This window comes from Collinsella aerofaciens (assembly GCF_028206995.1).
GTDB classification, from domain to species: Bacteria; Actinomycetota; Coriobacteriia; order Coriobacteriales; family Coriobacteriaceae; genus Collinsella; species Collinsella aerofaciens_AQ.
Genome location: NZ_JAQLFL010000003.1, coordinates 19,947 through 40,204 on the forward strand (window position 1 = coordinate 19,947; position 20,258 = coordinate 40,204).

General features: G+C 59.8%; 18 protein-coding genes and 1 riboswitch. Of the genes, 10 read left to right on the forward strand and 8 right to left on the reverse strand.

The features are described 5' to 3' along the window. Positions 1 to 59: 59 nt before the first annotated feature. Positions 60 to 917, reverse strand: a complete 858-nt coding sequence (locus PMX60_RS03185) for a LysR family transcriptional regulator (protein ID WP_271746856.1) — start codon at positions 915 to 917, stop codon at positions 60 to 62. A gap of 118 nt (positions 918 to 1,035) precedes the next feature. Between PMX60_RS03185 and PMX60_RS03190 the strand changes: the two genes are divergently transcribed. Together PMX60_RS03190 and PMX60_RS03195 are read left to right on the forward strand one after the other, a co-directional pair. After that, the gene (locus tag PMX60_RS03190; protein WP_271746857.1) at positions 1,036 to 1,947 is read left to right on the forward strand and encodes a DMT family transporter; all 912 of its coding nucleotides are present in this window, start codon (positions 1,036 to 1,038) and stop codon (positions 1,945 to 1,947) included. 139 nt (positions 1,948 to 2,086) lie between these two features. Beyond that, positions 2,087 to 4,336, forward strand: coding sequence for a KUP/HAK/KT family potassium transporter (locus PMX60_RS03195; RefSeq protein WP_334203712.1), 2,250 nt, complete (start codon positions 2,087 to 2,089; stop codon positions 4,334 to 4,336). Between the two features lie 79 nt (positions 4,337 to 4,415). Here the strand turns inward: PMX60_RS03195 and bsh are convergent, their stop codons facing one another. Beyond that, positions 4,416 to 5,381, reverse strand: coding sequence for a choloylglycine hydrolase (gene bsh, locus PMX60_RS03200; protein WP_055310022.1), 966 nt, complete (start codon positions 5,379 to 5,381; stop codon positions 4,416 to 4,418). Between the two features lie 248 nt (positions 5,382 to 5,629). Beyond that, on the reverse strand, positions 5,630 to 6,049 hold the full coding sequence (locus PMX60_RS03205) for a peptide deformylase (protein ID WP_271746858.1): 420 nt from the start codon (positions 6,047 to 6,049) through the stop codon (positions 5,630 to 5,632). A gap of 192 nt (positions 6,050 to 6,241) precedes the next feature. Here PMX60_RS03205 and PMX60_RS03210 point away from each other — a divergent pair, with 192 nt between their 5' ends. The 3 genes from PMX60_RS03210 (at position 6,242) to PMX60_RS03220 (ending at position 10,415) form a co-directional block, all read left to right on the forward strand. Continuing rightward, positions 6,242 to 7,555, forward strand: coding sequence for an NCS2 family permease (locus tag PMX60_RS03210; protein ID WP_195192972.1), 1,314 nt, complete (start codon positions 6,242 to 6,244; stop codon positions 7,553 to 7,555). Between the two features lie 208 nt (positions 7,556 to 7,763). Further along, entirely contained in the window at positions 7,764 to 9,533 is a 1,770-nt protein-coding gene (locus PMX60_RS03215) for a hypothetical protein (RefSeq protein WP_271746859.1), read from the forward strand. A gap of 216 nt (positions 9,534 to 9,749) precedes the next feature. After that, on the forward strand, positions 9,750 to 10,415 hold the full coding sequence (locus tag PMX60_RS03220; protein ID WP_271746860.1) for an alpha/beta hydrolase: 666 nt from the start codon (positions 9,750 to 9,752) through the stop codon (positions 10,413 to 10,415). Positions 10,416 to 10,472: 57 nt separating this feature from the next. Here the strand turns inward: PMX60_RS03220 and PMX60_RS03225 are convergent, their stop codons facing one another. From PMX60_RS03225 to PMX60_RS03240, 4 genes are all read right to left on the reverse strand, one after another. Further along, the gene (locus tag PMX60_RS03225) at positions 10,473 to 11,807 is read right to left on the reverse strand and encodes a uracil-xanthine permease family protein (RefSeq protein WP_271746861.1); all 1,335 of its coding nucleotides are present in this window, start codon (positions 11,805 to 11,807) and stop codon (positions 10,473 to 10,475) included. A 122-nt stretch (positions 11,808 to 11,929) separates the two neighbouring features. Continuing rightward, complete coding sequence (locus tag PMX60_RS03230) at positions 11,930 to 13,063, reverse strand: 5-methyltetrahydropteroyltriglutamate--homocysteine S-methyltransferase (protein ID WP_271746862.1); 1,134 nt, start codon at positions 13,061 to 13,063, stop codon at positions 11,930 to 11,932. A 155-nt stretch (positions 13,064 to 13,218) separates the two neighbouring features. Continuing rightward, a complete protein-coding gene (locus PMX60_RS03235; protein WP_271746863.1) occupies positions 13,219 to 14,115 on the reverse strand; it encodes a LysR family transcriptional regulator in 897 nt (298 codons plus the stop codon). Between the two features lie 10 nt (positions 14,116 to 14,125). Further along, positions 14,126 to 15,034, reverse strand: coding sequence for an HAD-IIB family hydrolase (locus PMX60_RS03240; protein WP_271746865.1), 909 nt, complete (start codon positions 15,032 to 15,034; stop codon positions 14,126 to 14,128). Between the two features lie 93 nt (positions 15,035 to 15,127). Beyond that, a riboswitch (TPP riboswitch) is annotated at positions 15,128 to 15,238 on the forward strand. 51 nt (positions 15,239 to 15,289) lie between these two features. Between PMX60_RS03240 and thiM the strand changes: the two genes are divergently transcribed. The 3 genes from thiM to PMX60_RS03255 are packed head-to-tail and all read left to right on the forward strand — an operon-like array spanning position 15,290 to position 17,166. Beyond that, the gene (thiM, locus tag PMX60_RS03245) at positions 15,290 to 16,129 is read left to right on the forward strand and encodes a hydroxyethylthiazole kinase (protein WP_271746867.1); all 840 of its coding nucleotides are present in this window, start codon (positions 15,290 to 15,292) and stop codon (positions 16,127 to 16,129) included. Positions 16,130 to 16,132: 3 nt separating this feature from the next. Next, complete coding sequence (locus tag PMX60_RS03250; RefSeq protein ID WP_229107852.1) at positions 16,133 to 16,474, forward strand: thiamine-binding protein; 342 nt, start codon at positions 16,133 to 16,135, stop codon at positions 16,472 to 16,474. Beyond that, a complete protein-coding gene (locus tag PMX60_RS03255) occupies positions 16,471 to 17,166 on the forward strand; it encodes a thiamine phosphate synthase (protein WP_271746868.1) in 696 nt (231 codons plus the stop codon). Before PMX60_RS03250 ends, PMX60_RS03255 begins: the two co-directional genes overlap by 4 nt. Before the next feature lie 112 nt (positions 17,167 to 17,278). Here the strand turns inward: PMX60_RS03255 and PMX60_RS03260 are convergent, their stop codons facing one another. Continuing rightward, positions 17,279 to 18,148 carry a patatin-like phospholipase family protein gene (locus tag PMX60_RS03260; RefSeq protein ID WP_271746869.1) on the reverse strand — a complete coding sequence of 290 codons (870 nt, stop codon included), beginning with the start codon at positions 18,146 to 18,148 and terminating at the stop codon, positions 17,279 to 17,281. Positions 18,149 to 18,276: 128 nt separating this feature from the next. Here PMX60_RS03260 and PMX60_RS03265 point away from each other — a divergent pair, with 128 nt between their 5' ends. Both PMX60_RS03265 and PMX60_RS03270 read left to right on the forward strand, forming a co-directional pair. After that, positions 18,277 to 18,573, forward strand: coding sequence for an EAL domain-containing protein (locus PMX60_RS03265; protein WP_271746871.1), 297 nt, complete (start codon positions 18,277 to 18,279; stop codon positions 18,571 to 18,573). A 127-nt stretch (positions 18,574 to 18,700) separates the two neighbouring features. Further along, on the forward strand, positions 18,701 to 20,230 hold the full coding sequence (locus PMX60_RS03270) for a diguanylate cyclase domain-containing protein (RefSeq protein WP_270225659.1): 1,530 nt from the start codon (positions 18,701 to 18,703) through the stop codon (positions 20,228 to 20,230). Positions 20,231 to 20,258: the final 28 nt, after the last annotated feature.

Genomic DNA, 20,258 nt, shown 5'->3' on the forward strand with positions numbered 1-20,258 from the left:
CATAAGAAAACGTACTGAACTCCGAGATTTGCCCAAAGCGGACAATGACGTGTACACGTTTAGAGGTATTCGAGGAAACGGGCGGCAGCAAGCGAAACGTCAGCCGTGCGATATATCGCATTGATCTGCCGATGGGGATGCCCCTCGAGTGGGCGCACGGCAACATCGAACTGACAGCGGCGCAAGATGAGCGCAGGAAGAATGCTCACACCCAAGCCGTCCTCGACCATAGCCATAATCGCATAGTCATCCCAAGTCGACAGTTTTGAGCGCACTGCCAGCCCCGCCCGACGAAACAGCGGCGTAATCTCATCGTCGCTACCGCGTTCCAGCAGAATAAACTGCTCGTTGGCCAAATCGGCAAGAGAGACGACCTCCGCCGCGGCAAGCGAGGAGTCCGCTGGCACCACGGCCATCAGCTCATCTTGCACCAACGGCCGCGACGCCATGCCGGCGCCGCGTGGCTCGCGCGGAATAAAGCCCAGGTCGCAACGACCTTCCACCACCCATTGCTCAATCTCCGAATAGTCGCCCATCAGCAACTCATAATCGACGTCTGGATGATCGGCGCGAAAGCGCGCAATCACCGGCGGCAGTACGTGGGTTGCCACACTCGAAAACGTACCGATGCAGATTTTGCCGCGCATGAGTCCACGCATCTCATCCACCCGTCGCTGCAAACGAACGAATTCCTCGCATAACGCCTCGACCGCCGGCATGACTTGCCGCCCATCGGCAGAAAGCACTACGCCCTCGCGGCTTCTATCGAGCACTTTAAAGCCCCAGTCGGCCTCGAGATCGGCCACCATACGGCTCACACCCGACTGCGAATAGCTCAGCCGCTCGGCAGCGCGCGTAAAACTGCCGGCGTGCACGGTCTCGAGCAGCACCTGCATCTTTTGAATATTCGTTTCCACGGCACTCCTCCACCTTTACATGAGTTTTTGTCATGTCATCCATGAATTATATTCGCTTTTCTTCTATAGCCAGTTCACCCATAGTGAATATGCACAGATATAGAGGGGATGTCAGCGCATGAACAACGGACTGTTTACGTACTTAGCAGCATTGCTATTGTTTGGCTCCAACGGCATCATCGCCGCTGCCATCGCGCTGCCGAGCTCCGATATCGTGCTCCTGCGCACGTTTTTGGGCGCACTCTCGCTTGTCACCATCCTCGCCATCACCCAACGCCATAAGTTGCAGGCACCATCTCGTCCCCGCGAAGCCGCAGCCCTCCTCCTCTCGGGGGCCGCGCTGGGCGCCAGCTGGATTTTTCTGTTCCGCGCCTACCAGACGATCGGCGTCGGCGTATCCTCGCTGCTGTACTACTGCGGCCCCATCATTGTCATGACGCTCTCCCCGCTCATCTTTGGCGAAAAACTGACCGGTGGCAAAATCGCCGGGTTTATCGCCGTCGCCTGCGGCGCTTTTCTCATTGCAGCGCAAGGTCTCGGCGGCAACATGCCCATTGCGGGCATCGTCTGCGGCATCGCCTCGGCATTTTGCTATGCGCTGATGGTCATCGCCAGCAAGGGCGCGCCGCACATCGAGGGCCTCGAGAACTCCGCGCTCCAGGTGAGCGCCGCCTTTGTGACCGCGCTGGTCCTCACGCTCATCACGCAGGGCGTCCCCTCATTCCTGTCCGCCGGCGTCGCCGCCAGTATTGATTGGCGCGCCGTCGTCATGCTCGGCGTCGTCAACACCGGCATCGGCTGCCTGCTCTACTTTAGTGCTGTCGCCAAACTGCCCGTCCAGACCGTCGCCGTCGTCGGCTACCTCGAGCCGCTTTCAGCGGTCGTGTTCTCGGCCGTCCTTTTGGGCGAAGCCATAACACCGATCCGTCTGATGGGCGCCGTGCTTATCATCGGCGGCGCGATTTTTTGCGAACTCGCCGGCAAACGCGCAAGCGCCAAGGCCGGCATCGTCCAAACAGTACGTGCTTAAAAGCCCCTGTTTTGAAATGTTACCTACGTATATAAATAATCCCCAGCTGGGGATTATTGTCTAAAACACCCCGATGTGCCAAACTGCTCTTATATGTATAAAGATGGCATAAAGGTCTACTGCTCCTTGCAGAGGCCAGATGTCCAAGGGAGTCCACGTGGCACACAACAAACTGGAGGCAAGCCCCCAAGACCAGCGTGGTCAAGGCGGGCATGGCGTCATTCCCCTCTCCGCTGGCATGCTGCTCGTAACGCTCGGCGTCGTATACGGCGACATCGGCACGAGCCCTATGTACACCATGAAATCAATCGTCGCCAACAACGGCGGCATCGGCACCGTCAGCGAGGACATGATTCTGGGCGCGCTTTCGCTCGTCATCTGGACTATGACGCTCGTGACCACGGTCAAGTACGTGGTAATCGCCATGAAGGCCGATAACCACAACGAAGGCGGCATCTTCGCCCTGTTTAGCTTGGTGCGCAAAGTGGCGCCGTGGCTGATCCTTCCCGCCATGATCGGCGGCGCGGCGCTGCTCGCCGACGGCATCCTCACCCCCGCCGTCACGGTCACCACGGCCATCGAGGGCTTGCGCACTATCGAGTGGGGCCATGCGCTTTTGGGCGACGGCCAGACCAACGTCATCATCATCACCATCATCATTATCTGCGGCCTGTTTGCCATGCAGCGCGCCGGCACTTCGTCGATCGGCAAGCTGTTCGGCCCGCTCATGACGCTGTGGTTCCTGTTCTTGGCTGGCGCCGGCCTGTTCAACATGCTCGGCAACCTGTCCATCCTACGCGCACTCAACCCCATCCGCGGCATCATGTTCCTGTTCTCGCCCATCAACCACTCGGGCATCATGGTGCTCGGCTTCGTCTTTCTGTCGACGACCGGCGCCGAGGCCCTCTACTCGGATATGGGCCACGTGGGCAAGGCAAACATCTATGCATCCTGGCCGTTTGTTAAGGCGGCCCTTATCCTCAACTATCTGGGTCAAGGAGCTTGGCTGCTCGCCAATAACTCCAACCCCCAGATGCTCGCGATGGATATCGTCAACCCGTTCTATATGATGCTCCCCGAGCCCCTGCGCCCCTTTGCCATCGTGCTTTCGGCCGTGGCGGCCATCATCGCCTCGCAGGCGCTCATCACCGGCTCGTTCTCGCTGGTATCCGAGGCCACGCGCCTCAACCTTATGCCGCATCTGCGCATCCACTACCCCAGCGACACCAAGGGCCAACTCTATATTCCGCTCGTCAACAACATCATGTGGGTCGGCTGTATCTTCATCGTGCTGCTGTTCCAAAACTCCGAGCGCATGGAGAGCGCCTACGGCCTCGCCATTACCGTGACCATGCTCATGACCACGACGCTTTTGACGAGCTACATCGCCGGCATCCTCAAGCACAAGCTGGGCGCCTGCGTCTTCGCCCTGCTCTTCGGTGCCATTGAGCTGTGCTTCTTTGCCTCGTGCCTCACTATGTTCTTTGACGGCGGCTATGTGATGATCTTCTTGGCCTCGCTGCTGTTTGGCCTTATGTACGTGTGGCGTCGCGGTACCGCCATCGAGCGCACGCAAACGATCCTGCTGCCCGTCTCCAAGTACATCGATCAGCTCAACCGCCTGCGCAACGACGAGACCTACCCCGTGCTCGCCGACAATCTGGTGTTCCTCACCAACAGCCCCGATCCACTCACACTCGACCGCGACGTGCTCTATTCCATCTTGGATAAGCATCCCAAGCGCGCCAAGGCATACTGGTTCATCAACGTGCACGTTACCGACGAGCCCTATACGCACGAGTATTCCGTCGAGACCTTTGGCACGGACTTTTTGTTCCGCGTGCGCTTGGACCTGGGCTTTAAGGTCAACCAGCGCATCAATGCCTACCTGCGCCAGATTGTTGGCGACTTGATGGCATCGGGCGAGCTGCCGCCGCAGCATCACACCTACTCCATCTACGAGACGCGCGGCAACGTGGGCGACTTCCGTTTTTGCATGCTGCGCAAGATGCTTGCCCCCGAAACGGACATCAACCGCAACGACCACCGCGTCATGGCCATCAAGTACGCCGTCCGCCGCGCCTGCGGAAGCCCGGCACGCTGGTACGGTCTTGAGAACTCGGCCATCATCATCGAGTACGTGCCGCTGTTTGCCCGCATGCGCCCGGCCGTTAAGCTCGTGCGCACCCAGGTGCCGCTCGAGGTTCAGATCGAAGAGGCCGAGGAAATGGAAGTCGATATCTTCTCGGACGACCTGGTCAACGGCAACGAAGCCGGTAGGAACATGAACGTCGACCCCACCGAGTTACTCGAGAGCGTCGCCGATACGCCCGAACAGCAACTGCTCGACGGCCTCGAGAGCGAACAACTCAACGACGCCAACTTCTAGCGACGTCACAAATCAACGACAGCGGCCCTGCATCTCACGGGAGACGCAGAGCCGCCTTGCATTGCAGTAAAGCTAGCGGCTACGAACGACGCGGCTCGGGAACCACGAGTCTATCGGGGCTCGCGCCCTCGGCATCCATCAGGCTCACGTAGCGAATCGACGGATCCCCATACATCGCGTAGTAATAATTGCCCGTGCGCGCGCTAAAGCATCCGGTGTAGATAGTCTTCTCGAACTTGCCATCGCCCATCCTGGACGCCCCCTCAATCATCACCACGCCCTCGAGCGAGCGGAACATACGGACGACGTTTTCGGTCTCGCTCTCCTTTTGCGGGTAATTGGCATTGAGATACGCCGCCTTTACAAAACGGCTCGGCGAATAGCAGTCACCCGGAATACCGCGCATGCCGGCACCCGCGCCATAGGGCTTGAGCTCGGCGCCACGCCATGTCGCCGTCTGCGGAAAATCGCTTGTGGCGGTGATATAGGTGCGGAGGTTTTCCATGTGCCACGGGAAGGTCGGCTGGTTGGCAAGGGTGTCGACCGGATCGTCGTATACATGCAGGCCGTCAGCCATCATCTCGACCACGATGCTACGCTGGCTGTCGCCGATAATCCAATGGAGCAGCGACACGCCCAGCCCCTCTCCGGCAGATTTGGCGACAATCACCGTGTCGCGCAGCGCGGCCTCGACCTCATCGACCGTCGAGAACGTCGCTGCCACCCACAGGGGAAACTCATAGGCCGCGATATTGGTCTTTCCATCAACCGGCCCCTCGGCATACTCGGCATAACCCGGGAAATTGAGGCCCGCCACGGCGAGGCCCGCATCGTTGCCGCAATCGAAGAACATAGGGTAGTTCTTGTAATCGATGCACATACCGATCACCGCGTGTGCCGCTGTCGCGTCGTCGATAAACGAATACGGAATGTGAAACCCGCGCGGCATCACGCGAACCTGTTGGCCGTAGTCAAAGCTCCAGTCGAGATTGCGGCCCAGATACATGTGGCCAGAATTATCGGTAAATCGAATGCTCGTGCACATGGCGCCTCCTAGCTTTACGTTCTCTCTTTCTAAGCTTATTGTCACCAATCAAAGAGGCGCTAAACACAAAAGCCCGGACATGACAACAACGTCATACCCGGGCTATTCAAGCAGGATAAACTCAACCAAGTTAACCCCGCAGGTCGTCTAAGGGGTCAAAGTGCCGCAGATTGCCACGAAAGAGGAGCGAAGCGTACTTAAGGTACGCGAGCGACGATTGAGCGGCAAGGTGCGGTGCGTTGATCCCCTTAGACCAACTTGCCGAGACAGTGGTCGATCATATGCTGGATCATTTGTGCCTCAAAGCCCGCGTAGTCGCGGCGGCACTCCTTCATCTTGCCGTCGACGATCTGGTCAAAGGCAACCTTGCACTTGATATAGCGCGTGGACTTGGTGACCTCCTCGTGCGTCAGGCAGCTCTCCTCCATCTTGCTGGCACCCAGGCCAAACACCAGGCGGGGGTTGTAGAGCACATGGGGCTCGCCGGCATCGTCCAGGTAGACGCAGACCTTCTTGGTGACGCCGATCTGGTTGGCGGCAAGGCAGCCGGCGTCCTCGAGCGACTTGATGGTATCGATCAGGTCCTGTGCGACCGACTCGTCCTCGACAGTCGCAACCTCGCAACGCTGGGACAGGATAGCCTCGTCGTGGCAGAGCTCTTTAATCATACGTTCCTCCATAGGGGTCGTTGTAACTGCTTAAGTATACGGTACCCACACATTTTCATACGGAAAATACCGCCCGTCCGCTACAAAGCGCCGAACATCAACATGTGAGAACAGCAAGGTTGTAAAGGCGATATAGTAAATGAGTTCGTGTCAATCGGCCTAAACTCGGGGCCGAACAAGGAAAGGGTATGCATGGACGAACTTTTTCACGTCAGTGAGCGCAAGTCCACAATCGGGACCGAACTTCGCGCTGGACTGACAACATTCCTGGCGATGGCCTACATCATCGCCGTCAACCCCGCAGTGCTCTCGGGCGCTGGCATCGATGCGGGAGCGCTCGCCTGCGCCACCTGCCTGGGCGCCGGCATCATGACCATCTGCATGGGTATCTTCGCCAACCGCCCGCTCGCCTGCGCGTCGGGCCTGGGCATCAACGCCATGATCGCGGGCATCGCCACCACCATGTGCGGCGGCGACTGGCATGTGGCCATGAGCGTTATCTTCCTCGAGGGTATCGTCATCTTGCTGCTCGTCCTTTGCGGCCTGCGCGAAGCCATCATGGACGCCATCCCTGTGGTCCTGCGCCACGCCATCTCAGTTGGCTTGGGTCTGTTCATCGCCATGATCGGCCTGTGCGACGCCGGCATCATCACTGCTGGCGCCGGTACGCTCGTCGGCCTGGGCGACATCGCCTCCCCCACCTTTATCGTCGGCATCATCTCCATCGTCGTGACGGTTGCCCTGGCTTCCCGCAACGTGCCGGGCTCGCTGCTCATCGGTATCATCGTCGCCGTTATCGCCGGTATCCCGCTGGGCGTCACCCATGCGCCCGAGGGCCTTATCGCACCGCTCGACTTCTCGACCTTTGGCGCCCCGTTTGCCAGCACCGCCGATGGCAACATGGCCATCGTGAAGGTTCTGACCGACCCGATGCTGCTCGTCGTTGCCTTCTCGCTGCTTATGAGTGACTTCTTCGACACCATGGGCACCGCGATGGCCGTCGCCAAGCAGGGCGAGTTCTTGACCGAGGACGGCAATGTCGAGGACATCCGTCCCATCCTGGTCGTCGACTCCGTGGCCGCTGCTGCCGGTGGCTTTATGGGCGTCTCCTCCATCACCACCTTCGTCGAGTCCACCTCTGGCGCTGCTGACGGTGGCCGCACGGGCCTCACCTCCGTCACCACCGGCGTGCTGTTCATTCTCGCCGCGTTCTTCTCCCCCATCGTCACCATCGTTTCCAGCGCCGCCACCTGCGGTGCTCTGGTCTACGTCGGCTACCTCATGATGAGCGAGGCCTCCGAGATCGACTGGTCCGACGTGTCGCAGGGTTTCCCGGCGTTCATGATTGTCGCCGGCGTGCCCTTCACCTACTCCATCTCTGCCGGCATTGGCCTGGGCTTTATCGCCTACGTGATCGTCGCGCTCTTTAAGGGCGAGGCCTCCAAGATCAAGCCGCTCATGTGGATCGCAGCCCTTGCCTTCCTCGTCTACTTCTTCGTGGCGTAACGGCATAGCCTGCTAAAGCAAAACAGCAAAGCGCGGAGTCGCAACGAGCGGCTCCGCGCTTTTCTTTTAAAGGCGGGCAGAGCACGGGCGCGCGATGTATTGTTTCCCGAATTTTGGACATTTTGCCCTCCAAACGGCACTACCGCCGGCTACATCCTGCAGATATGCTGGACGTAATCGCATAGGCCCTATGAGGATGGGAGTAACCATGGCCGCCTTGTTCACGACCCCCAAGCGCAATGACAAAACCTCTGGAGCCCATTTTGTCGAGCCCGACGTGCGCCGTCGCACGCTGCTCGCACACGGCAGCTGGCGCCGCGTGACCCGCCGCATCGTCTGCGGCCTGGCCTGCGCGCTCACGGTGAGCTCGCTGCTCATGCCGAGCGTCTCGCTCGCGGCGGAGTGGGTGGACGTCGGCGGCACCCAGTACAATGCCGGCACCGCGGCAGGCGACGAGGCCGGCACCTGGAGCTGGGACGGCGCCGATGACATGAAGCTCAACGGCTATAACGGCGGCGAGATCAAGGCCGCGGGCAAGCTCAACATTGCGTACGAGGGCAAGAACACCGTGAAAACCGAGCCCGATTACACCGGAGCCGCCATCAAAGCGCAGGATGGCACTAACCAGAAAGCGGAGTTGAACATAACGAGCTCGAATAGCACGGATGAGCTCAATGTGACAGCCGAGGCCGATGAAATTAAATCCACAGGCGACCTCTCCATTTCTGGCCCAGGCACCGTGAACACCACAAGCACCACTTCCGACGGAATTGAGGCAAAGGGCGACCTCTCTATCACGGGCTCGGGCACCGTGAATGCAACGGGCGGTACCGAAGGTATCCAATCCAAGGGCAAGACCACCATCGATTCCTCTGGCACAGTGATCGCTAAAGGAGGCGAAGGTTACGGCGTCGCCGCGGGCAATGACATCATCATCAAAGGCGGTGGCAAGGTAGAAGCAAGCTCGATAGAAGAAGCGGCGATTTGGGCTGAAGACGGCATCAACATCTCGGGCGGCAGCCAGGTCAAGGCGAACGCCGAGGGAGATCTTGCCGTCGACGCTGAGGGCAGTCTCGCGATCACGAACGCCTCCCTTGACGCAAGCGGTGTTGAATATGGTATCTATGCCTACAAGGGCGTTACGCTCGATCACGCGACCGTGACGGTCCGCACAAGCGCGAGCGGCGGCCAGGCCATCGCCCTCATCACTGACGGGGACGACATCGTCATCAAGAATGGTTCCATCGTGGACGCGTTCGCGGAAGGCAAATTCTCGGTTGCAATCTCTACCAGAAACCACCAGCCAAACGTCGCTGGCGGTCACATCTACATCAGCGACTCCGTTGTTAAGGCTATAGCCCGCTATGTCGAGACCGGTGGCGATGGCCCCGACTGCTACAGTACAGACCAGGATGGCGAGATCACCCCTGAGCGCAGGGGCGTGAACATCGGCATCTATGCTCAGACCACCGAGGGTATTATGCCCGCCACCATCTCCATCGTCCGCAGTAAGGTCACGGCCGAGGGAGACACGGCAGCGATTTTCGCCCTTGCCATGAGCACGGACGGCAAGGCAATCGGCACCATCGAAATCGAAGGCGCCAGCATCCTGACGCCTGAAGGCGGCAAAGTCATTGACTATCGCCACAAAGAAGAGCTCAGTGACGGCATCATGTACGAGGCAGGCCAAGTCATTGGCACGGGCGACGCCGTGATTGATTCTCCCTACGACGATGTCATCGCCAAGAAAGCCGTCATCGCACCGTCCGAGGAGACCAAGCCCGAGGATTCCAAGCCTGATTCCAAGCCTGAGGGCACAAAGGCGACCAAGACCGTTGCAGTTGCAGCCACGGGAGCCAAGACCACCGGCAAGCTCGCGGCAACCGGCGACGCCTCGAGCGCAGCCATCGTGGCAGCCGCCCTTACGGGAACAGCCGCCATCGCCGCAGGCGCCGTGGTGAGCCGCAAGCGCTCATAGACGCCTTTGGCCTTTAACGCACGGGACGGCACCCATGAAAGCGCCTAGCCCGAGCACCGTTTAACGACGCCATCGCCGAGTTCCCCTCCGGCGGTGGCGTTTTCCAGTTTGCGCTCGCGCGTTGCGCATGCGATTATTCTTAATGCAGCCCAACCTATATGTGCCAGCGTGCGACAATTGGGACCGTCGATATCACAACGCTGAGAGAAGCAGGCCATGGAAGCGCATCGAAAGCAGATAACCGTCTATTCGAATCATGCGGAAAGCGTACCTGTCATCTACCTCCCCGTAGTCATGGGCGACGGCAGCGAGGTCTACAACCGTTGTCTTGAGCTCGGCTGCCCGCCATTCACCCTCGTCGCCATTGGCGGGCTCGATTGGAATCGCGAGCTGAGCCCCTGGGCATGCGACGGGACCGTACGCGATGCCGAACCTTTTGGTGGGCAGGCGTCCGGATTTCTCGATGAACTGCTGAACCGGATAATCCCAAAGGTCGAATTATCGCTCCCACTGCCGCCCACCTGGCGCGGCATTGCCGGCTACTCGCTCGCGGGCCTCTTCGCGCTCTGGTCCCTCTGGCAAACCGACGCCTTTGACCGCATCGCGAGCGCATCGGGGTCGCTATGGTTTCCCGACTATGTCGATCGCGCCAGCACGGCGCCATTTGCCGGCAGCCCACAAGCTGTCTATCTGTCACTCGGCAAAAAAGAAACCAAGACGCCCAACCGCATGATGAGACACGTACTCGACGACACGCGTGCAATGGAAGAGCTACTCATCGAGCGCGGCATCCCAACAACGATGGAACTCAACCCCGGCAATCACTTTGCCCAAACCGATCTACGAATGGCGCGTGGCATACGCTGGATACTGACGCATTAAAAATGGCGCCCACGCGTACGCACGGGCGCCATTTTTTGATTTAGCTGAACACAACTTCTACTCGACAGTCTCCTCGAGTTCAGAAACGGCAAACTCAAAGTCGTTGCCGGGCAGAATTGCGTTGAGCACGATGCCAACCAGCGAGCCCACGGCAAGACCGGAAAGCGAAATCGTCACGCCGCCCAGCTCCAGCACGATGGCACCGGCAGTGCTGTAAGCAATGCCGAGTGAAAGCACGAGCACCAGAGCGGCCACAAGCACGTTGCGGTTGTTCTGGAAATCGACCTGGTTCTCGATGAGGTTGCGGACGCCCACAGTGCTGATCATGCCGTAAAGCACGAGCGACACGCCGCCGATAACGCATGCCGGCATGGCGGCAATCACGGCAGCGAACTTGGGGCAGAACGAAAGCACGATAGCGCAGCACGCGGCAATGCGAATCACGCGCGGATCGAACACGCGCGTCAGGGCAAGCACGCCGGTGTTCTCACCATACGTGGTGTTGGCCGGAGCGCCAAAGAGCGAAGCCAGAATCGTGGCAAGACCATCACCGAGCAGCGTGCGGTGCAGACCGGGATCGGCAATGTAGTTGCGCTCGCAGGTGGAGCCAATAGCGGAAATATCACCGATATGCTCGATCATAGTTGCAAAGGCCAGCGGCATGATGGTGATGATGGCCGTCGTGGCGAGGTCGCTATCAAACTGCGGACCAAAGAGCGCAAACACGGTGTTGTTCCACACGATGGGAAGACCGACCCACGGCGCGGCTGCGACACCAGAGAAATCGACCTCACCCAACGCGGCCGCAACGGCATAGCTCACCACGACGCCCAGCAGGATCGGCACGATTTTGACCATGCCGCGGCCCCAGATGTTGCAGATGACGATCACTGCAACAGCGATAACGGCGACAAGCCAATTGGTCTGGCAGTTGGCAATGGCGGAGCTTGCCAGGATCAGACCGATCGAAATGACGATAGGGCCAGTCACCACCGGCGGAAAGAAACGCATGACACGCTTGGCGCCAAACGCGCGGAAGAGCGCCGCCAGCACCGGATAGAGCAGACCGGCACAAGCTACGCCCAGGCAGGCGTAGGGCAAAAGCTCGGTCTCGCCGTTGGGCGCGATTGCGGCATAACCGGCAATAAAGGCAAACGATGAGCCCAAAAATGCCGGCACCTTACCGCGCGACAGGAAGTGGAACAGCAGCGTGCCCAAGCCGGCAAACAAAAGCGTTGCCGATACCGAGAGGCCGGTGAGCACGGGCACCAGCACGGTGGCGCCAAACATGGCAAACAGGTGCTGTAGGCCGAGCAGGAACATGCGCGGGCGGCCGAGCGACGATGCGTCGTAGATGGCATCGCTGACGGCGGGCGTCGAGGACTGGGACATGGATGTCCTTTCGAATGGAAGGGCGATCAGGCATATCGGATAACCTGCCCGAACGATACGATCCGAACCATTGTACGCGATACACTATGCCTCGCACGCGCCGCCACCTGCAAACACTAGCGCTATTTCCAAACGCGCTCGGCAATGCGCTTGACCAGCGCGATCTTTGCCCATTGCTCATCCTCGGTCAGCTTGTTGCCAATCTCGCAGCTGGCAAAGCCGCACTGAGGTGACAGATACAGGTTCTCGAGCGGCACGTACTTTGCAGCCTCGTGAATACGCTCGACGATGGCATCCTCGTCCTCAAGCTCAGCGGCCTTGGTGGTCACCAGGCCCAACACGACCTTCTTGCCGGGAGCAACGTACTTGAGCGGCTCAAAGCCACCGGCGCGCGGCGTATCGAACTCCAGGTAAAATGCGTCGACATCCTCGCGCGCGAACAGGTACGGCGCGATGGGGTCATAGCCGCCCTCGAAGGCATAGGTAGAGTGGTAGTTACCACGGCACACGTGCGTGTTAATGACCAGGTCGTCGGGCTTGCCCTCGATGGCGGCGTTGTTGAGCGCCACGCCCAGCTCGCTTACCTTTTGCAGGTCGACCGGGCTCATGCCGGTTTTGGCGACAAAATCGGTGTCGCAGTAGATGCCCCAGGTGCAGTCATCAAACTGGATGTTGCGGCAGCCTGCTGCGTACAGGTCGGCGATCACCGTGCGATAAGCGGCTGCGATGGCGTCGGCAAGTTCCTCATCGGTCTTATAGACAGCGCGCAGGCTCTCCTGCTGGCCGTCGCAGCGGTCGAGCGTGACTTCGGAGAACGTCTGGATCGGCGCCGGAATGGTTTGCCGCGCGACCTGGCCCTCCCCCTCGAGCGCCTTGACAAATTTAAAGTGCTCGACGAACGGATGGTTCTCACCGCTAATGGGGCCGGTTACCACGGCGGTGTCGGCTGTGGTCTCCTCGTCGTGGAACATATAGCCCGTACGCGAGGTACGGCGTTCAATGCCGTTGAGCCCCCACATAAAGTCGAGGTGCCAGTAACTGCGGCGAAACTCGCCATCGGTAATCACCTGCAGGCCAGCGGACTTTTGCTTGTCCACCAGGTCGCGAATGGCCTCATCCTCGACGGCCTTAAGGCCGGCGGCGTCGAGTGTGCCCGCAGCATAGGCGGCACGGGCGTCCTTTACGGCCTGTGGACGAAGAAAGCTGCCGACGATATCGGCGCGAAACGGCGCGTTCAGCGTGGTTAAAGCACTCATAGATATCTCCCTTTGCATTGGTTGCTTTACTGGGACAAAGTATGAGCGCTCATATAGCCATCGTAAAATATACGTTTATAACAGTTTGATATAGATGCTTCCTATATCAGTTGGGACTGCCATGAAGAGATTTGACCTGTACAGGACGCAGCAGTCTAGATATGCTGACGGATCGCGTCGATATAGGCTTGACCGTAGCGCGTAAGCGTCGTGTTCTTGCGCGTGATGATGCCGATCTCCATGTACTCATCCACATCGAGCGGAATCGAGATAATGCCGGGGCCGTTGAGTTCGTGGCTAATCACGCCCGAACACACCGTGTAGCCGTTAAGGCCCATAGCCAGGTTGAACAGCGTCGCACGGTCGCGCACGCGGATGTTCTTGCGGCGCTCAAACGTCGAGGTCAGTTCCTCGGAATAGTAAAACGAGTTGTAGCTGCCCTGCTCATAGGACAAAAATGGGTAGTCCTCGAGGTCTTCGAGCGTCACGCTGGAGCGGCCCGCCAGCGGATGGTCTGCACACACAAAAACGTGCGGTGTGGCGCAGAAGAGCCCTTCGAACACGAGCTCGTTGGCCGCCAGCATGCGCTCGATGACCTCGCGATTGTGCTCGGACAGGTACAGGATGCCGAGTTCGCTTTTCATATGCGCGACGTCCTCGATAATCTCGTGAGTCTGCTCCTCGCGCAGGGTAAAGTCGTAGCGCGCGGCATCGAACTCACGGATCACATCGACAAACGCGTTGACGGCAAAGGAATAATGCTGACAGCTCACACTAAAATGCGGCACCTGCTCGGATGCGCCCTTGTACTTACCTTCGAGCAGATCGGCCTGGTCAAGCACCTGTCGCGCGTAGCCCAAGAAGGTCTCGCCTTCCTCGGATACAACGACACCCTTGTTAGTGCGCTCAAAGATGCGCACACCCATCTCGTTTTCGAGATCGCGGATCGACGCGGTAATCGAAGGCTGCGACACAAAGAGTCGGCGCGAGGCCTCGGTGATGCTGCCGCATTCGGCAACTTTGACGACATATCTGAGCTGCTGGAGCTTCATGGCTGTCTCCTTAGCTGTTCGCGAGATTCGCGTCGGCCGCACCCTCCTGGCGCATAAACGGCGGCATCTCCCCCGTCGCGGCGCAGGCGGCAATCTGATGCAGAGCCCCGGCGACCGCATCGTCTGCCGCAGCGCCGATATGCCAGCGCGCGGCAGCCGTGACGGCCTCGTTGGCATTGGCGACCGCAACGGAGTTGAGAACGGCGCCGATCATGGGCAGGTCGTTATCGGAATCGCCAAATACGGCCACCTCGTCGGGCGTCAGGCTCAAGGCGCGCGCCAGCTCCAGCGCAGCGCAGCCCTTGTCCCAACCATCCGGAAGGATGTCGAACAGGCGCACTCGGTTGTTGGGAAACACAAGCGAGAGTTCCGGCACCTCAACGGCAACGCGCTCGCGTAGCTCCGCGAGCTCCTCACGCGAACGGGCACTCCAGATATTCGCCTTAAACACCGGCGCGCCATCGACGACGGGACGACACGGGGCCTCTTCGCCTTTGAGCCACGCATTGCCGCCCGACTCCATAGCGCGACGCACACGCTCGGGATTGCTCGTCACGCAATAGGCATCGTTGCCCCAAAAGTCATCGCCCAGGCTGTAGACTTTTAGAAATGTATCGTCGGTCTCTTGCTCCAGATAGTCAGCCAAACGCATCAGAGCATCGTTGTCGATTGCGCGCGAAGCGACTACTTCGCCGTCGACAAACATCACCTGGCCGTTACAGAACGCACCGGTCGAAAAACACTCGGAACGATTTTTGAACATCCAGCCCATCGCGGACGGCTGACGACCCGAAACCGGCCCAAAGTGCAGACCCGCCGCCTGCATGGCATGAATACCCTCAATGGCGTAGTCGCTGGCGCCGTCATGCCCGGCTGGAATCAGCGTATCGTCCATATCGGTCAGCACAAGTTTAATCATAAGGCCCCCATTCGTATCGGTCCTACCTATTGTAACGACCTGCCAAAATAAACCTGTCCCTTTTTGGCAGGTGCGCTAGTATAGGGAGCAACAGATTCGATGCGGGAGTGCCGGCGGTGCAAACCACAAGGCTGAGAGGGCATGGGGCCCAATCCTTTGAACCTGTCAGTTAATGCTGGCGTAGGGAGCATGCCGCCTTTACAGGGGCGCTGTCTATGCACAGCGCCCCTTTTCTATGCCAAGGAGGCATGTGCAGTGATTGATTCGAAACAGCTTAAGCAACATATGGTCAAGGCCGCGGAGGAGATTCGCGCCACCAATCCGATGGCCGGCTCCATCACCAACACGGTGACGATCGACTTTGTCGCCAATGCGCAGCTCGCCGTGGGCGGTTCGGCCGCCATGGTCTATCTGCCCGACGAGGGCGAGGCGCTCGTTGCCGGCGGCGGCGCCATCTATCTCAACATGGGCACGCTCTTCCCCATCTACGAGCAGACGATTCCCCGCGCGGCCAAGGCGGCACACGACGCCGGCAAGCCCTGGGTGCTCGATCCGGTGGGCCTGGGCATCGGCAGCCTGCGCACCCAGTTGGTAAACGAGCTCAAGCAGTACAAGCCCGCCATCGTGCGCGGCAACGCCTCCGAGATCATCGCGCTCGCCGGCCTGTGGGGTCTTGAGGGCGAGGCGGCTGATCTGAGCCGCGTGCGCGGTGTCGATACCACCGACACGGTCGACGCCGCCCGCGATGCCGCCGTGGCGCTCGCCCGCTACACCGGCGGCGCCGTAGTGGTCTCGGGCGAAGTCGACCTGATCACCGACGGCACGACGGTGGCCAAGTCCCACGGCGGCAGCCCGCTCATGTCAAAGATCACCGGCTGCGGCTGCTCGCAGGGAGGCGTGCTGGCCGTGTACGCCTGTGCCGCCGACCCGTTTACGGCCGCCATCTGCGGCACCGCCGTCTACAACGTTGCCGGCACGCGTGCCGCCGCTGTCGCCGATGCCCCGGCAAGCTTTAAGGTCGCCTTTATCGACGAACTCTACCGCGCAACCGCCCAAGACATTGCCGACAACCGACTCGAGCTCGAGGAGGCATAGGCCATGTCCGATCCCGCAACCAATACCGGCATGAACACGCTCGTCGCCGTGGCCATCGCCCCCTGCGGCACCGGCGATGAGCTCTCCGCCGAGGTCGCCGAGGTCGTGCGCGTCATTCGCGAGAGCGGCCTTCCCAACCGCACCACCTCGATGTTCACCGAGATCGAGGGCGACTGGGACGAGGTCATGCAGGTCGTGCGCGACGCAACCTTTGTGTTGGCGAGCAAGGGCATCCGCACCGAAGTCGTGCTCAAAGCCGATATTCGGCCCGGATTTACCGACACCATGACCGGCAAGCTCGAGCGCATGGAAGCACAGATCAAAAAGCAGGAGGAAGCACGATGAGCATCCGCGACAACCTTGATATCTCGGCCTATCTGGTACTCGGCCCCGAAAACACGCTGGGACGTCCCATGGGCGATGTAGTGGCCCAGGCGCTCGACGCCGGCTTTACCTGCATCCAGGTGCGCTCCAAGGTGGCAAGCGCCCGCGAGATCATTGCGCTGACCGGCGACGCCGCGCAGGCAATCGCACAGGCTGGCAAGACCGGTCAGGTCGCCCTGCTCATCGATGACCGCCTGGACTGCGTACTCGCCGCGCGCGAGCAGGGCATTGCCGTCGACGGCGTGCACGTGGGCCAGAGCGATATTCCCGTCGAGGTCTGCCGCAAGCTGCTGGGCCCCGATGCCATTGTGGGCCTTTCGGCCCGTTGCGAGGAGATGCTCGAGTACGTCAAGACCGCCGACATGAGCCTAGTCGACTATCTAGGCATCGGCCCGCTCCACGAGACTGAGACCAAGCGCGATTGCGGACGCGCAGCCGATGGCTCCATCATCACCAAGAGCTTTGAGGACCTGGCCGCACTCCACGCGGCAAGCCCCGTGCCCATCGTGGTGGGCGGCGGCGTTAAGACAGCCGACTTGCCGCAGCTTAAGGCCACCGGCGTCGACGGCTTCTTTGTGGTGAGCGCTGTCTGCAGCGCCGATGACCCCCACGCCGCGGCCAAGGAACTCGTCGACACCTGGCAGCAGGCGTAAGTCTAGGCCGAGCAGCTGATCCGCAGCCTCATATCTTCAGCAATGGAAAGCGCATCCCAGTTTGGACCTCCATTCCGGGATGCGCTTTCCGCCGAGTCCACGGCAGTTTGCCCTACCCCGCCAGATACGCTTCCAACGCCGGCAAAGTCGCCTCCGCATCGTGGCGGCCGACCTGGTAGATACGCTCGAGCTCATCCGGCTCGCGGCACAGCGACGGCACCTTCACCGATTCGCTCGGCCGCACCACAAAGACCTCGCCGGCAGCCTCACGACGCGCCAAGTCATCGAGCGTGGCATTGTAGACCTCATGCCGATGCTCGAGCGCTGCAACAAACTCCGGGTAGTGACGGAACACGCGCCGCAGCATGGGCATCACGCTGTTGGGTTGCTTCACAAAGCCCGCCGGCTGCGTGAGTACCACGATATTGCGGTCATACCCCTGCGCAAACAACCAAGCGCTGGGAATGGAATCAGCCACGCCACCATCCAGATACTTATGCCCGCCAATAGCAACGGGACGCGTCGCCACGGGAATCGCCGACGACGCCCGGATCCACTCGATATCGCGCTCGTCGCCATAGGGCAGGTCGTGGTAGACGGCCTTGCCCGTCTCGATATCGGTACACACGCACGTAAACCGCATAGGGCAGGCGCGATATGTCTCCAGGTCGATGGGATCGCGCTCGATGGGCACCTCGTGATAGGCAAAATCGGCATTGAACATGTCACCGGTTCGCAACCAGCTGGTCACACCCGCATAGCGCTTATCGGCACAATAGGCCTTGTTGTAGCGAATGGCGCGGCCGATCTGGCGCGATTTAAAGTTGTAGCCAAACGCCGCGCCCGCCGAGACACCCACCATATGGTCGCAGGTCAAACCGTGCTCCATCCAAACGTCGAGCACGCCCGCCGTATACATACCGCGGTAGCCGCCTCCCTCGAGCGCAAGCCCCACCGTGTGCGTCGTATCCGGCTGTGCCATGCGACCATCTCCGTTCCTGCGTTTTAAACCGGGACAAGTATACCCGTCAACATATATCGTCTCAGTCGCATTTTCATCGAACATCGCATCGTCGCGCTACCGCCTGTCGAATAATAGCCGTCCACAGCATGTGCACCCATATCCCCGCACTCGAGGAAAGCGGCTTTATGGTGACGCTCGACAAGCACATTTGGCAGATTGCGCCCGTCGACGGCGATCAAGGCCGCAGCACGCAGATCATTTCATCGATGCTCGAAATGGCGCAGTCGCTCCATCTGCCGGTCGTGGTCGAAGGCGTCGAGACGAATGAGCAGGCGAACATGCTACGACAAATGGGCGCCCGCTACGCTCAGGGCTTCCTCTACTACCGCCCCATGCCTGCGAAGGATTTTGAGGCATTGCTCGATGGTGGCAATAACAACTGATACGCTCGCGCGCAAAACGCCACCGTCGAAGGGGGCATTTGTCTCCATTAGCTAACTTATATCCCCAATTCAAACCGAATTGGGGATATAATACAAACCGTTGTTCCGCCCAAGGAGGTTATCCATCATGAACGAGTCATATCGCCTGGGCGAGCAATCGATTATTGCCTATCTTCAGCGACTTGCGAACGGCGTCTCGACCGCTGAACTCGATGTTGCCGCGCTGCCTGCTGAGCTACGCGCCGTTGGTGAGCAACTGCAAAAGACGCATGCCATCCTGCAACAAGAGCGCCAGCTGCTTGAGCGCAACGCCTATATCGATCCGCTCACCAACTTGGGCAACCGCAACGGATTCGACCGTCACGTCGAGCAACTCTGGCGCAAAGGCGATCCCTTCACCTGCGCCTATATTGACATCGACCATCTCAAGCATTGCAATGATAGGTTTGGCCACGCCGAAGGCAATCGCTATATTCTGGGCATCTGCCGCACGCTCTCCGAAACCATGGAGCACGATGAGATGCTGTTCCGTATCGGTGGAGACGAGTTTGTGCTTATCTCGCTCTCCGCAAACGAGACCGAACTCGAGCAGCGCTTGGAGCAGGTACGTGCCGGGCTGATCGAGGCGAGCTCAGGTGGCAAGGCGCCCATGATCGGCAGCTTTAGCTTTGGCTGCTCGCGCGTCGATCCACTTGCTGGCGACACGCGTCGCCAGATGACGATGGATGCCGATCGCAAAATGTATCGCTATAAGCTTATGCATCGTGTGCAGCAACCGAAAGACGATGACGCGCCGCAACGCCCAATCGTCGATCAGCTTCCCTGCAACGACCGGGTGTTCCAAGCGATCTCCATGAGCTCCGAGACGCGCTATCCGTTTATCCTCAATCTCGATACGGGAGAATCGCAATGGTCGGTTAACGCCGTGCGCGATTTTGACCTGCCCTCCCAGCACCCTTTTAACTCACTCGACATGTGGCTCGCCCGCGTTCATCCCGAGGACCGCGACAACGTACGTGCCGAGCTCGACATGGTGATAAACGGCACGTGGCACTTCCACTACATGCAGTATCGCGTAATGGATGCCACCGGAAAATACGTGCTTTGCGACTGCACGGGCTACCGCTTGGACGGCACCGATACCGAGCCCGGCATGTATGTGGGCATTATCATCAACCGAAGCTTGGCAGATACGACCGATTCCGTGACCGGCTTGGGCGATATTCACGCCCTGGTCAACGCCATTGGCGAAATGCGTCGCGTGGCGCGCAAGGCTGGTTTGATCGCCATCAAAATCGACGATATCGCTCAGGTCAATGCCCGCTTTGGCTTTGATGCGGGCGACCGCGTTTTGGCAGAATGTGCCGCCTGTCTGGTGGAATGCTCGCGCGGTAAGGGTCGTATGTTCCGCTCGACGGGGCCGATGTTCGTGGCTCTTTTCGACGACTTTGATCCCGAAGAAACCGATGCGATTGCAGAGGAAATCGAGCGGTTCCTGGGTTCGCCCGTGCTCTTTGGCCCATTTGAATATCAGCCACCCATTCGCGTGGCCACGCTCCATCTGGACGGCGTCGACCGTCAGCCCGTTTCCATTTTGAACGAGCTCAAAGCGTTGCTCGGGAAAGCCGTGCAGGTGCCAGGCACCAAACTGGATTAGCACCGCGCCCACACCGCCTCCCCCATCG